This is a genomic window from Saccharomonospora amisosensis (assembly GCF_011761185.1).
GTDB classification, from domain to species: Bacteria; Actinomycetota; Actinomycetes; order Mycobacteriales; family Pseudonocardiaceae; genus Saccharomonospora_A; species Saccharomonospora_A amisosensis.
In genome coordinates this window covers 297,235-309,753 of sequence record NZ_JAAOYM010000001.1, presented here as the reverse complement: position 1 = coordinate 309,753, position 12,519 = coordinate 297,235, and the positions used below count along the sequence as shown (strand labels likewise).

11 protein-coding genes and 1 tRNA gene are annotated in these 12,519 nt (G+C 68.8%); 7 read left to right on the top strand and 5 right to left on the bottom strand.

Annotated elements, in window-relative coordinates; genetic code table 11:
* Positions 1 to 87: 87 nt before the first annotated feature.
* A complete protein-coding gene (locus tag FHU38_RS01535; protein ID WP_167175321.1) occupies positions 88 to 1,239 on the bottom strand; it encodes a GAF domain-containing sensor histidine kinase in 1,152 nt (383 codons plus the stop codon).
* An 85-nt stretch (positions 1,240 to 1,324) separates the two neighbouring features.
* Entirely contained in the window at positions 1,325 to 2,380 is a 1,056-nt protein-coding gene (locus FHU38_RS01530; protein WP_208415517.1) for a permease, read from the bottom strand.
* Positions 2,381 to 2,454: 74 nt separating this feature from the next.
* On the opposite strand from FHU38_RS01530, the gene FHU38_RS01525 reads away from it, so the two are divergent.
* Entirely contained in the window at positions 2,455 to 2,955 is a 501-nt protein-coding gene (locus FHU38_RS01525; RefSeq protein WP_167165781.1) for a hypothetical protein, read from the top strand.
* A gap of 103 nt (positions 2,956 to 3,058) precedes the next feature.
* On the opposite strand, the gene FHU38_RS01520 is transcribed toward FHU38_RS01525, so the two are convergent.
* The gene (locus tag FHU38_RS01520) at positions 3,059 to 4,903 is read right to left on the bottom strand and encodes a transketolase (protein ID WP_167165779.1); all 1,845 of its coding nucleotides are present in this window, start codon (positions 4,901 to 4,903) and stop codon (positions 3,059 to 3,061) included.
* A 238-nt stretch (positions 4,904 to 5,141) separates the two neighbouring features.
* Between FHU38_RS01520 and FHU38_RS01515 the strand changes: the two genes are divergently transcribed.
* Positions 5,142 to 5,231, top strand: a tRNA-Ser gene (locus FHU38_RS01515).
* An 85-nt stretch (positions 5,232 to 5,316) separates the two neighbouring features.
* Here FHU38_RS01515 and FHU38_RS01510 read toward each other — a convergent pair.
* Positions 5,317 to 5,874, bottom strand: a complete 558-nt coding sequence (locus FHU38_RS01510; RefSeq protein WP_167165777.1) for a TetR/AcrR family transcriptional regulator — start codon at positions 5,872 to 5,874, stop codon at positions 5,317 to 5,319.
* Positions 5,875 to 5,974: 100 nt separating this feature from the next.
* On the opposite strand from FHU38_RS01510, the gene FHU38_RS01505 reads away from it, so the two are divergent.
* Positions 5,975 to 7,153 carry a cytochrome P450 gene (locus tag FHU38_RS01505; protein WP_167165775.1) on the top strand — a complete coding sequence of 393 codons (1,179 nt, stop codon included), beginning with the start codon at positions 5,975 to 5,977 and terminating at the stop codon, positions 7,151 to 7,153.
* Positions 7,154 to 7,183: 30 nt separating this feature from the next.
* On the opposite strand, the gene hisS is transcribed toward FHU38_RS01505, so the two are convergent.
* Positions 7,184 to 8,470, bottom strand: coding sequence for a histidine--tRNA ligase (gene hisS, locus FHU38_RS01500; protein WP_167175315.1), 1,287 nt, complete (start codon positions 8,468 to 8,470; stop codon positions 7,184 to 7,186).
* 400 nt (positions 8,471 to 8,870) lie between these two features.
* Between hisS and FHU38_RS01495 the strand changes: the two genes are divergently transcribed.
* Genes FHU38_RS01495 through FHU38_RS01480 form a run of 4 tightly spaced genes read left to right on the top strand, consistent with a single transcriptional unit; the run spans position 8,871 to position 12,517 of the window.
* Positions 8,871 to 9,131 (top strand): hypothetical protein, encoded by a 261-nt coding sequence (locus FHU38_RS01495; RefSeq protein ID WP_009156656.1) that lies wholly within the window; start codon positions 8,871 to 8,873, stop codon positions 9,129 to 9,131.
* 14 nt (positions 9,132 to 9,145) lie between these two features.
* Complete coding sequence (locus tag FHU38_RS01490; RefSeq protein WP_167165773.1) at positions 9,146 to 9,391, top strand: hypothetical protein; 246 nt, start codon at positions 9,146 to 9,148, stop codon at positions 9,389 to 9,391.
* Between the two features lie 8 nt (positions 9,392 to 9,399).
* Positions 9,400 to 12,159: an FtsK/SpoIIIE domain-containing protein gene (locus FHU38_RS01485; protein ID WP_167165771.1), complete on the top strand. Its 2,760-nt coding sequence runs from the start codon at positions 9,400 to 9,402 to the stop codon at positions 12,157 to 12,159.
* Positions 12,152 to 12,517 (top strand): hypothetical protein, encoded by a 366-nt coding sequence (locus FHU38_RS01480; RefSeq protein ID WP_167165769.1) that lies wholly within the window; start codon positions 12,152 to 12,154, stop codon positions 12,515 to 12,517. Before FHU38_RS01485 ends, FHU38_RS01480 begins: the two co-directional genes overlap by 8 nt.
* The last annotated feature ends 2 nt before the right edge of the window (positions 12,518 to 12,519 follow it).

Genomic DNA, 12,519 nt, shown 5'->3' with positions numbered 1-12,519 from the left:
TCCTCACTCACAACCGGCCCTTTCCACCCTTCCGCGACCTACCCGGCGACACCGGACGACACCGTGTCACCAACAGACCTCGACAAGTCACCGAGGCTCGACATTCGGCAGCCAGGCACGCAACGTGCAGCCGTCGTCCTCGTCGCGCACCAGACTCACCCTCCCGCCGAGGCGGGCGGCACGCTCGGCGAGCGTGCGCACCCCCATCCCGGTACTGGGACCGGGCGCGGCGGGTTCACTCGTGCCGTCGTCGGCCACCACGAGCTGCACCCCGCCGTCACACGGCCCCAGACTGACGACCACGGAAAACGCCCGTGCATGCTTCTCGACGTTGAGCAGGCCCTCCCTCACCACGGAGATCAACAGCGCCGTGCGCTCGGCGTCCATCGGCGACACCGGCGCCAGCTGCACCAACCGCGCGGGCACACCGGTGCGCGCCTCGAACGAACGGACGTGCTCGGCCAGTTCGACCGGCAGCGCCCGTTCCGGCGTGCTCTCCGAAAGGGCCAGCAGCGACTCGCGCAACGCGCTGGACGCCGCCGAAACGTCCGACTCCAGCCTGCGCAGCCTGTGATCGAGTGCCGGGTTGTCGCGGATGCTTTCGTGCAGGTCGCGGACCTGCACACCGATGGAGAACAGCAGCGCACCGACCGAGTCGTGCAACGCGCTGCGCATGCGCTGCCGCTCCGTGGTGATCGCATCGGCCCTGTTGGACTCCGCGACCGTGGCGATGTGCAGCGCCGTCGCGGCATGGTCGGCGATGCTCTCGATGGTGCGTACGGCGTCGTCACCGAAGTCGGCGGCCTTGCGCATGGCGGCGTAGGCGACGGCAACCGTCCGCTCGCTGTCGTCGAACTTGCTCACGATCGGCACAGCCAGCATCGCGCCGAGTCCCTCGCCGCGTACCTGGGCGTCGAACTGGTGGGTGATGGTCGGCGAGCTGACGTAGTCGCTGACCCGAACCGGCTTACCGAGCGCGAGCACACGGCCACCGATGCCTTGCCCGATGGGCACGATGAGGTTCTGCAGTTCGTGGGTCCGGGTGCCGGAAAGCCAGCGGATCACCGCCTGGTCGGGGCTGGCGAGATCCGCGACGAAGCCGGAGTCGGCACCGATCGCGTCACGGATGAGCCGGGCGGTCCCGTGCAGTGCCACGACACGATCCATCACCGCGAGCAGGGCTTCCCGCTCGCGCAGTAGCCCGTCGAGCGCAATGCTGCGCTCCACCACACGCTCCATCGCGCTTCGCTGCTCCGCAGCCACGAGCACACTATAGGACGTCAAGGCGTAACAGTGTTCGGATTCTTTCGCGGCGCACCGCCCGTCATAGCGCACCGGTTGCGCTCAGCCCGGTGAGCAGCGCACCCGCGAGCACCCCGGCGGCCGTGACGCCTGCCGCGACGATCGCCGTTGTGCGCCAGGTCAGCGTGCGGGCCAGCAGCAACATCGAGGGCAGGCTCACCGCGGGCAGGGTGATCAGCAAGATCCCGAGCACGAACGGGGAGAACCCCGCGGCGGCCAGCGCGAGCACCACCGGGATCTCGCCCGCTGTCGGGATCACCACGAGCAGGCCGAGCACCGCGGCGACCACCGCGGCCACGGCGGAGGCGCCGGCAAGCTCCGGACCCAGCGGAAGCAGCCAGCCGCGCAGCGCGCCCACCGCGAACACCAGCAGGGCATACGCGGGCACGAGCAGCAGCGCGAAGCGGGCCAGCGCCAGGGCGAACCGGCGTGCCGAGCCCGTCAGGTCGGCGGGAACGGGCATCGGCCGAGGAACACCGGAAACGGCTTGTTCACGTGCGAACCTGGCTGCGAGCGCGGATACACCCAGCACGAGTGCCAGCCCGGCGACGAGCCTGGTCGCGGCCCACTGCCACGGGAACATGAGCAGGAGGAACACCAGTACCGCAGGGTTGAGCACGGGGTTTCCCAGCCAGTAGGCGACGGCGGGGCCGGTTCGCGCGCCCCCGCGACGCATCGACTTCACGATCGGTGCGGCGCAACAGGTGCACATCATGCTCGGCAGTGCCAGCAAGCCGCCGCCGATCGGTCCCCACCTGCCAAGGGAACGCGCGAGCCAGTCGCGGGGAAGGAGCGCTTCGATCGCCGCGCCGATCAGCACGGCGGCCACCAGCGCGAGCCACACCGCTTCGCCGTAGGAGAGCAGGAACTCCCAACCCGCCGCGAGTCCGGGTTCGGGGGTGCTGGTGTCCAGCAACGAACCGCCCTGCCACGTGCCGCCGTCCGCCAGCGACACCGTCTTGCCCGCGTACGGCCACCACTTGGCGACAAGCAGCGCGAGTACGGACAACACGGCGAATACGGCGATACCGAGCAGCCGGGATCGGGAATGGACGGTCGTTGCGGTCTGCCGCACCACGGCGGCCGGTTACCCAGCACGACCGGATCTACACACTCCGGTTCCGAGCTACTCGCCGTGGGTACCCGAACGACATGTTGAGTGCGATCATGCGAGGCGCCGCCGCTGGCGCCGCCGGTACAACGGCGTTGCAGGCCGCGACATACCTGGACATGGTGCTGCGTGGCCGTCCGGCCAGCAGCACGCCGGAGCGCACCGTCGAGAAGCTCAGCGAGAAGACGGGCACCTCGATCCCGGGAGACGAGGACAAGCAGGAGAGCCGCAAGTCCGGGCTTGGCGCGATGTTGGGCATGGTCACCGGTACCACGGTCGGAGTCGGGTACGGCGTGCTGCGCGAACTCGGCTGGCGCCCCCCGCGGCTCGCGGGCGGCACGGTAGCCGGTATTGCCGCGATGATCGGTTCGAGCGCACCGATGACCGTGCTGGGTATCACCGATCCGCGCACGTGGGGGGTGTCGGACTGGCTCAGCGATGTGGTGCCGCACCTGGCCTACGGGTTCGTGGCGGCCGCGACCTACGAGGCGACCGAGCACCGTCGGCGGCGTTGGAGGTTGCGCTGGCGGTTCGGCCGCTGAACAACCGCTCCGGCCGGCACCGCCCGCGCTCGGTTTCGTCGAGCAGCGGCCCTTGGTCTGAGCCCTTGTCGCTCCGGCCTTCGACGCCCCGGCTCTCCACGCCTCAGCTCTCGACGAGGCCGAGCGCGGCTTCCACGATCGCGTCGGCGTCGATCGCCGCGTGCTGCAACTGCTCTTCAGGGGTCGCCGAGCCTGGCAGGGCGAGTATCCCGAGCTTCGCCACTCGAGGAAATGCCGTGCTCTGTGTGAACGCGTCGAGCACGGCGTCGCCGAGCCCGCCCTGTGGCCAGTGGTCCTCCACTGTGACGATCCGCCCGGTTTCGGCGGCCGCCTGGTGCAGGGTCACGACGTCCACCGGCTTAACCGAGTACAGGTCGATCACGCGGGCCGCGACCCCGTCGTCGGCGAGCCGGTCGGCGGCGGCCAGTGCCTCGTGCACCGTGATTCCCGCGCCGACGATCGTGACCTGGTCGTCGGGTGAGGAGCGCAGCACCTTGCTACCCCCGATGGGGAATGTCTCCTCCCCGCCGTACAACACCGGAGTGTCACCCCTGGTGGTGCGCAGGTACCGGATTCCCGCGTGATCGGCCATCGCGGCGGTGAGGTGTGCCGTCTGGTTGGCATCGCAGGGATAGAGCACGATGCTGCGCCAAAGCGCGCGGAACATCGCCAGGTCCTCGAGCCCCATCTGCGAAGGCCCGTCCTGACCGATGGAAACCCCCGCGTGCGAGCCGATCAGGCAGAGGTCCGCTCCGCTCACGGCTGCCATCCGCACGAAGTCGTAGGCGCGGCTGAGGAAGGCGGAGAAGGTCGCGGCATAGGGCACCCAGCCGCGCACCTGCATCGCCACGGCCGCCGCGATCATCTGCTGCTCTGCGATGTAGAACTGGAAGAACCGTTCGGGGTGCTCGCGCTGGAAGAACTGGCTGCGCGTGGAGTCGCCGACCTCGCCGTCGAGCACGACGATGTCCGAGCGGACCCTGCCGAGCGCCGTGATGGCCTCGCCGAACGCGGTACGGGTGGCCACCTGCTCGCCCGCCAAGTAGACCGGTAGCTCCAGCGACCTCGTGGTCAGCTTCGGCAGCCGGTCGTCAGCCTGCGGTCTGGTCACCTCGACACGGATGGAACGGCGCCCGCCGAGTTCCTCGATCGCCGATTCGGTGTCTGGCAACGGTTTGCCGTGGGCGCCCTCGGCGTCCTCGACAGCCGCGACGCCCTTGCCCTTCCTGGTGCGGGCCAGTATCGCCGTGGGCAGGTCGGATCGCTCCGCCTCGCTGTAGGCGCGCTCGATCTGATCGACGTCGTGGCCGTCGATCTCCACGGTGTGCCAGCCGAACGCGCCGATCCGGCGTGCGTAGGCACCGGTGTCCCAACCATGACGCGTCGGCCCGCGCTGTCCGAGCCGGTTGACGTCAACGATCGCGATCAGGTTGGCCAGCTGCTGGTCTCCCGCGTGCTCGAAGGCCTCCCACATCGAGCCCTCCGCCAGTTCGCTGTCACCGCACAGCACCCACACCCGGTAGTCGCGGCGGTCGAGGTCCCTGCCCGCGAGCGCGAGTCCCACCCCGATCGGCAGACCCTGCCCGAGCGACCCGGTCGCGACGTCCACCCACGGCAACTGCGGTGTGGGGTGGCCCTCGAGGCGACTGCCCGAGGTCCGGTACCTGAGCAGTTCCTCGTCGGAGATCGCGCCCGCCGCCACGTACATCGCGTACAACAGCGGTGAGGCGTGGCCCTTGGAGAAGATCAGGTGGTCGTTGGCCGGGTTCTGGCTGGCGGAGAAGTCGTAGCGCAGGTGTCCGGCCAGCAGCACGGCCATCAGGTCGGCCGCCGACATCGAGGAGGTGGGGTGTCCCGAGCCCGCGGCGCCGGAAGCGCGCACGGCATCCACCCTTAGCTGCTGCCCCAGTTCGGTGAGCCTCTCGACGTCCACGGTCGCCACCGACATGGCCTACCTCTTCCCGGCGTAGGGCGATCGTCCGCTACGGCGGTTACCCGCGTGCTTGCCAGGCAAACGCCTTCGCGTGCCCGGGTGGTCCGGCCGTCCCGCGGCTGCCACCGGCGGTCCGGAGTGGACACAGCGCGTGAAGCGGTTCGCCCGCGGAAGTCACCGGGTCGCCTGCTCACCGGCGACGGACGGCAGGCGGGCTCAAGCGATGCGAACACGCCCTGCTACTCTCTTCGGCGGAGGATTGGCCGAGCGGCCTAAGGCGCACGATTGGAAATCGTGTTGGGTGTAACAGCCCTCACGGGTTCGAATCCCGTATCCTCCGCCAGCTGAGCAGGCGAAACGCCGGGCACCCGCGCATCGGGTCGCCCGGCGTTCTGCCGTTTGAGTTGCAGTTTTGCGCGGCCGTCTGGTCATGGCTTGGCGGCGTCGATAACGCCGTGGACGGCTCGCCTGATGCGGTCGGCGGCCTGTTCCGGATCAGGCCGTCCAGCGTCGAGCCAGGCGATGACCGCTTCCGTGGCCACGACGGGAACCAGCCGGGCTGCCCAGTCGGCCCATGGGCCCGCGGCGATCCGGTTCGCGAGATTGCGATGGGCGACCTCGGTGGACGACGCGGCGAGAGCCTCGGCCACCTCCCGGAACTCCGGTTCGGTGGCCGCGTGGCGAAACAGCAGCCGGAAGCCGTCCGGATCGGCGGCGGCGGCCCGCAACAGCGCCGGAATGCTGGTGTCGTCGAAGTGGTCGGAGCCCACGGCCTCGTCCAGCCGAGCGCAGGCACGGTCGAGCACGGCCCGGTAGAGCGCGTTCTTGGACTCGAAGTGCCGGTAAACGATCACCTTGGTGATGGCTGCTTCCTCGGCGACGTCATCCAGTCCCGTCGTGGCGTATCCCGCGCGGGCGAACGCGCGTGTCGCCGCGTCCAGGATCTGTTCCCGCCGCTGTGCGCGCGGCATCCGTCGAGGTGTCATCGCCTGCCATCGTCCCCGCCGTCTTGTTTACCGCAGAGAATACATGTAGCGTTGTTTACTAGAAGATATACATGAGCCCGTTTACTTCTGAGGGACTGCCATGATCACTCCCCCGACGCTGCCGTTCGCACAGCCACATCCGTTGCGGGTTCCACCAGTGCTACGACGGCTACGGACCCGAGGGGTGGTGCACGAGGTGCGCACCGCGGTCGGCCACGGCGCATGGCTGGTCACCGGCTACGAAGAGGTACGGCGGCTACTGGCCGACGACCGGCTGGGGCGAGCGCATCCCGATCCGGAACACGCGCCCCGCACCGGCGAGTCAGCGCTGTTCGGTGGACCGTTGGGCAACTTCGACACCGAGTACGCCGACCACGCCCGGATGCGCTCACAGCTACAGCCGCACTTCACGCCCAAACACCTGCGCGCCCTACGACCACGTGTCGAGGAGCTGACCCAACAACTGCTGGACGAACTCGCCGCGAAGCCGAAACCCGCGGATCTGCACACCGCGCTGGCGTTACCGCTGCCGATTCTGGTGATCTGCGAACTGCTCGGTGTGCCCTACGAGGACAGGGACAGGTTCCGGGTTTGGACCCAGGCCGCGGGCGACATCCGCGACCGCGCCCGGTCGGAGCAGGGCCTTGCCGAGTTGTTCGACTACGGCCGGGAGCTTGTCCATCGCAAGCGCACCGCACCCGGCGACGACGTTATCTCCCGGTTGGCCGCGGACAGCGACATCGCCGACGACGAGGCCGCCATGCTCGCCATGGCACTACTGTTCGCCGGACACGAAACCACCGTCACGCAGCTCGGCATCGGTGCGCTGTTGCTGCTGACCAACCCAGCCCAGTGGCAGGCACTGGCCGAGAACCCCGGCCTGGTACCGAACGCGGTGGAGGAGCTGCTTCGCGCGCCGGGCAAGGGCAACGGCGGAATCCCGCGCTACGCGCGAACGGATCTCGAAGTCGGTGGCGTCACCATCCGGGCGGGCGAGCTCGTGTTGCTGGACAACGGTGCCGCCAACCACGACCCGGCCGTCTTCGCCGAACCCGACCGCGTCGACATCGGCCGCGACGCCGCCAGGACCCACCTGACCTTCGGGCACGGCATGCGGTACTGCATCGGGGCACCGCTGGCCCGCCTCGAACTCCAGGCCGCGTTCGGCGCACTCACCGCACGGTTCCCGACGATGCGGCCCGCTGTGCCCGCGCAGCGACTGACCCTGCGCCGAGACGTGTTGACCGGCGGCCTGGCCGAGCTGCCGGTGACGTGGTGACGGGCCACATCACTTGCCCGAAGTACTCGTTCAGAGCAGCTTTCGCACCGCATGCGCGATGTCGGCCAGCGCCACCCGGTCCTGCTCGCCGGAGACGAGGTCCCTTACGGTCGCCTTGCCTTCGGCGTGGTCCTGCTCACCGATGATGACGACGGCTCTCGCACCCGCCTTGTCCGCGCGCCCGATCTCCTTGCCAAGCTTGGCGGGTTCCAGCGGCGTCGTGGTGCGAACGCCCGCCGCACGCAGCTGCGCCGCGGCGGCGCGCGCGGGCTCGAAGAGCGCCTGCACCGTTGGGATCACGACGGCGTCGACCTTGTTGGCTGGCTCCGGAAGCAGACCGTGCGTGGAGAGGAAGTCCATCAACGTGACGTCGCCCATGCCGAATCCGAAGCCGGGAACCGCCTGGGCCGAGTACAGGCCGACGAGGTTGTCGTAGCGGCCCCCGCCGAACAGGCTGCGCCGGTTCTCAGGGCTGGCATCGAACACCTCGAACACCGTGGAGGTGTAGTAGTCGAACCCCCGAACGATCAGCGGGTCGACCTTGATCCGGTCGCGGACGCGGGAGTTCATGACCTCGATCAGTTTCGAGCCCGCGCGCGCCTGCTCGGACAGCTCCGGCAAGATCTCTTCACCTGCCTGCACGACCTCACGCAGCCGGGCGAACCCGGACTCGGTCAGCCCGATCTCCTCCGCGTCTGCGCGCAGCTTGTCCTCGGGGTACTTCTCCCACCGATCGAGCAGGCCTGCCACCTGCCGTCGCTGCTCGCCCGCAACCTCCAGGATCTCGGTGAAGATGGCATCGAGCAGCACCCGGTCGCTCATCCTGAGCACGTACATGTCCTCGGTCGCGCCGAGCGCGGCCATCATGGCGTGGATCAGCTCGATGAACTCGACCTCGACGGCGCTGGAAGAGGAACCGAACAGGTCGACGTTGATCTGCCAGTGTTCCCTGACCCGGCCGCGCTGCGGACGCTCGTAACGGAAGCAGTTGGGGTGGGAGTACCAGCGCACCGGGAACGTCAACCGACCCAGGTTGCCCGCGATCATGCGCGCCACCGAAGGCGTCATTTCCGGGCGCAAGGCAAGGCGCCGACCACCCCGGTCCGTCAGCGTGTACAGCTGTTGCTCGACGATCTCGCGGCTGCTCTTGGCCTCGTAGATCTCCGTGGATTCCAGGACCGGCCCGTCGTAGCGCTGGTATCCGAAGACCTCGATGACGTCGTAGAGGCGCTGGAAGACCTGCTGCCGGACCGACATCTCCTCCGGCAGGAAATCCCGGGTGCCTCGGTATGGTTCGGTCGGCAGGTACTTGCCCACGGCGGCGATCCTTCGATGACGCTCGGATAGTTCGGAACACCACAACAGTAGTCGCAACCCGGTGACGCCCTGCCGACCGATGCCGATGGCCGCGCGGGGGGCACCCGCGACCGTGTTCGACTCCTCCACTAGTGTTTCAGCCGTCCCACGGAGTAAGCCCGTGGACATCCGGGTTCGGGGTCGGAGAATGTGGTGGGTGCGAAAGCCGTCGCCGGTTCGATCCCGTGCCCCAGCGTGCTTGTGAACAGCAGAACGCCGGAACCCGCCAAGGGTCCGGCGTTCTGTCGTAGGCGGGTGCGCAGATGTAGGTACCGGTTACCCCAACCAACTGCTGTCCGGGTTCACCCGGTCACGCTACGTTGGTTACCGAACGATCCGACTTCATCGAGGAGTCCGACACATGCCCGGTGTGGAAGAAATCCGCGCGGGGATCGCCCTCGCGAACGAGAAGGCTTCCGCAAGCATCGCCGCTCTGCAACAAGCCGCCCAATCACTCGAGGAGGCGCAACAGTCACTTGCCCAGGCGACCTCGGGCAGCACCCAGGAAGAGGTCAACCAGGCGCATGGGCTGCTGGCGGAGGCCCTGCAGGGCATCAACGGCACCCAGAGCACGATCCGGGCGTGCATCTCCTCGGCCGAAAGCTACTCGGCCCGGCTGTAGCGGAACGGGCGGTCATGTCAGCGGAGCAGCTACGCCAGTCGCTCACCGAGATCCTCGGCGCGGTCGCGGAGGCCCGCGCCCACACGGCCAGGGCCAAGGAACTGCTCGGTGAGTTCGAACGGGTCGTTGCTGAAGTGCAGGCTCAGGCCAAGCCGTGGTTGCCTCCGCAACTGGCCCATGCCGTCGAGCAGCTCGACACCCAGCACGGACGCCTCGACGGTGTCACCGATCTGCTGGACCGCTACCGGTCGAGGTTGTAGGCGAAGCTATGCGACGCAAGGTCCGCGAGCAGCGCGCTCGCGTGGTGGCCGCGCTCGATCGGCTGCGGCAGCAGATCGGGCTGGCACTCGGTTCGGCGCGCAACGCGCGCGAGGCCGCCGAACTGGAGCTCGCCAAGCTCGAGTTGGAGCGGCTCGTCGTCAAGGCGGGCATGGAACGGGCCCTCGACGACCCGGAGGTGGCACGAAGGTCGAGCGAGCCCACGATGGTCGACGTCCTCGAATGGCTGAACAGCGTCCGTGGCCAGTTCTACGCCGAGTGGGCCGACGGGCCGAGTCGGCTGCGCGACCTGGTGGCCGTGGCCGCGCCCGGCCCCGCTGGCAGGCCGCCAGGGGAATGGCTCGGCCGGGTGGGCACCGGTGACGGCGTCAAGGTGCCGCGACTGTGGCGGATCGGGTCCTCCACAGTGGATGGCTCGGTGGCGGGAAGAACACCGGGGACGGCGCTGACCTTCGACGTCGCGGTACCGCTGCTCGACGAGTCACATCTGGCGATCACCTCGGCACCGAAAACGAGGCCGACCGTGGACGCGCTGGTGGAAACCCTGCTGATGCGCGTGCTCAGCTCGTTCGAGCCAGGCGCGGTCAAGATCCACCTGTGGGACGTCGGCAGGCTCACGGCCGTGCTGCCCAACTTCTACTCGCTGAGCAGAACAAGCGCGCTGACCGTGCACGACCCGACGAGACTCGTCGATCTGCTGGAGGAACTGTCAGGGCACGTGCGCCGAATCCACGCCCGAACACTTCAGGCCGGTTACCCCTCGCTGCGAGCGATGCGCGAGGCCACGGGCAACCGCACCGAGCCGTGGCGAGTCGCCGTGCTGTACGGCAACGGAGAAGACCTGCAACCGGAACGGCTGCGGGAGCTGAAACGGGTGGCAAGCGGTGCCCTCGAGGCGGGCATCTCGCTGATCCTCGTCGACGTACCAACGGTGCTGGGCGGTGCGGTGGAGACGGTCAGCCTGCTGGATGAGCGGCGCGCGATCAGCAGCATGACCGGCACCGACCTCGTCGTGGACCTCGACCCGCCACTGCCCGCGGGCCAGGTCGCGACCGCGAGCGCGCGAATCGCCGACGCGCTCGTGGCCAAGCAGGGCGGCCCTCGGTCGTTCGCCGACCTGCTGCCCTCGGAGTTCGGGCAGCAGCATTCCGCCCACGAACTGCGCGCACCGGTCGGGTTTCACGAGGGTGAACCGGTGGAGGTGGTGATCGGCGACGCCACCCCGCACGCGCTGATCGGCGGCCCGAGCGGGTCGGGAAAGACGAACTTCCTCTACGTCCTGCTCGCGGGTCTCACCTCCAGGTATTCGCCCGACGAACTGGCACTGTATCTGCTCGACTTCAAGGAAGGCGTCTCCTTCGCGGGCCTGGCACCCGGCAAGAAGGACGAGAGCTGGCTGCCGCACGCGCGGCTGGTCGGTGTCAACGTCAACACCGACCGGGAGTTCGGCCTGGCGCTGCTGCGATTCCTCTCCGACGAGATGCGCAGCCGCTCGGCAGCCGCCAAGGAACACGAGGTCACCAACATCGCGGAGTTGCGGGAGCAGGACCCGCGAGGACACTGGCCCCGCATCGTCGCGGTGATCGACGAGTTCCAGTACCTGTTCGCAGAACGCGACACCGTCACCGCACTCGCCACCTCGCTGCTTGAGGACCTGGCCCGCAGAGGCCGTTCCCAGGGCATCCACCTGATCCTGGCCAGCCAGGACATCGCGGGTATCGAGGCGTTCTGGGGCAAGCCCGCGGTGTTCGAGCAGTGCACGTTGCGCATCGCGATGCCGAAGGCGCGCAGGGTGCTGGCCGAGACCAACCAGGCGGCCGTGGCCGCACCCCGCTGGCACGCTGTGGTCAACCACGAATCCGGTGTCGCGCACGGAAACCAGCTCGCACATGTCCCCGACGCGAGCGGTAGAGGTGTCTTTCCCGCGCTGCAACGGCAACTGTGGCAACGCTACGCGGGGCACGGCAGGCCGAGGCTGTTCGACGGCGCGCACGCTCCCACGCTCGAGGAGTCGGCGGCGTTCGCCGCGGCGGCACCCACCGAACGGCCACGAGCCCTTATCGGCCAGGCGATCGAGGTCGCCGACCGCGCACACGGTGTGGAGCTGCCCGCCGCCCCGGGCAGGAACATCGCGGTACTCGGCACCAGCACGAGGGAAGCGCTGTCCATCCTGGACTCCGCGACCCGGTCGCTCGCCAGGCAGCACCATCCGGGCGAGGTCGAGTTCGTGCTCAGTTGCCCGGTCGAGGCGTGCCTTCCCACGGTGGACAGGCTTGCCGACACGCTGCGCTCCGAGGGCCACAAAGTCAGGTCCGTGGCCACCGACGACCTCCCGGCAACCATCACCTCACTGGCCGAGGAACTGCCAGATCGAAACCTTCCGAGGTATGTCGTGCTCTACGGCGTCGACGCGGCGCTTCCCGCGCTGGAACGCAAGGAGCCAGGCACGCAGAGCCCGCTGGAGGCGTTGCGGTCACTGCTCAAACAGGGCCCCGGCCACCGGACACACGTGCTCGGCTGGTGGCGAGCGGTCGCGAGGCTGAAGGACACGCTCGGCTTCGCGGGCACCGACGACATCGGCGCATGGGCCGCGCTCGACGTGCAGGGCAACGAACTGGCGCCGTTCTGCGCGGGACAACTGGTGCAGTGGTCGCCCCGGCCCGGCCGTGCGCTGTTCTTCGACCGCACGGCCCACGGCTCTCCCGAGGTGGCCATCCCGTTCCGAATGCCGGAGGCCGAAGATGAGTGACGAACCCGCGGCGGCCGTGCGCTACAAGGACATCGTGGGCCTTGCCCGCAAGGCCGCCGACGAGCTGAGAACGTGGGAGCTGGGCAGAGCCGACGAGCTGGCAGCGATGATCGCCGCCGCAGAGGAGCGGGTATCGGCGGCGGCCGAGCGGGAACGAGCTGTCACCGAACGCGCCAACCGATGGTGGCGCATGGCCAGTGACAACGTGTCGCGGCTGTCGTGGCTGGAACCGGGGGCGGACCCCGAACCGGTTTCCTCCGCCAGGGGTGAATGGCTGGACCGCTACACCGAGGACATCCGCACCGCCTACCAGGAACTCAATCAGGCGATTCTGAAGTTGGGCTGGCGGGCCCGCTGAGG

Excerpts from the sequence above, each read along its gene's own strand:
- FHU38_RS01510 (WP_167165777.1), bottom strand. The coding sequence starts at position 5,874 with ATGACACCTCGACGGATGCCGCGCGCACAGCGGCGGGAACAGATCCTG.
- FHU38_RS01490 (WP_167165773.1), top strand. The coding sequence starts at position 9,146 with ATGTCAGCGGAGCAGCTACGCCAGTCGCTCACCGAGATCCTCGGCGCG.
- FHU38_RS01525 (WP_167165781.1), top strand. The coding sequence starts at position 2,455 with ATGTTGAGTGCGATCATGCGAGGCGCCGCCGCTGGCGCCGCCGGTACA.
- FHU38_RS01495 (WP_009156656.1), top strand. The coding sequence starts at position 8,871 with ATGCCCGGTGTGGAAGAAATCCGCGCGGGGATCGCCCTCGCGAACGAG.
- FHU38_RS01505 (WP_167165775.1), top strand. The coding sequence starts at position 5,975 with ATGATCACTCCCCCGACGCTGCCGTTCGCACAGCCACATCCGTTGCGG.
- FHU38_RS01520 (WP_167165779.1), bottom strand. The coding sequence starts at position 4,903 with ATGTCGGTGGCGACCGTGGACGTCGAGAGGCTCACCGAACTGGGGCAG.
- FHU38_RS01535 (WP_167175321.1), bottom strand. The coding sequence starts at position 1,239 with ATGGAGCGTGTGGTGGAGCGCAGCATTGCGCTCGACGGGCTACTGCGC.
- FHU38_RS01480 (WP_167165769.1), top strand. The coding sequence starts at position 12,152 with ATGAGTGACGAACCCGCGGCGGCCGTGCGCTACAAGGACATCGTGGGC.
- FHU38_RS01485 (WP_167165771.1), top strand. The coding sequence starts at position 9,400 with ATGCGACGCAAGGTCCGCGAGCAGCGCGCTCGCGTGGTGGCCGCGCTC.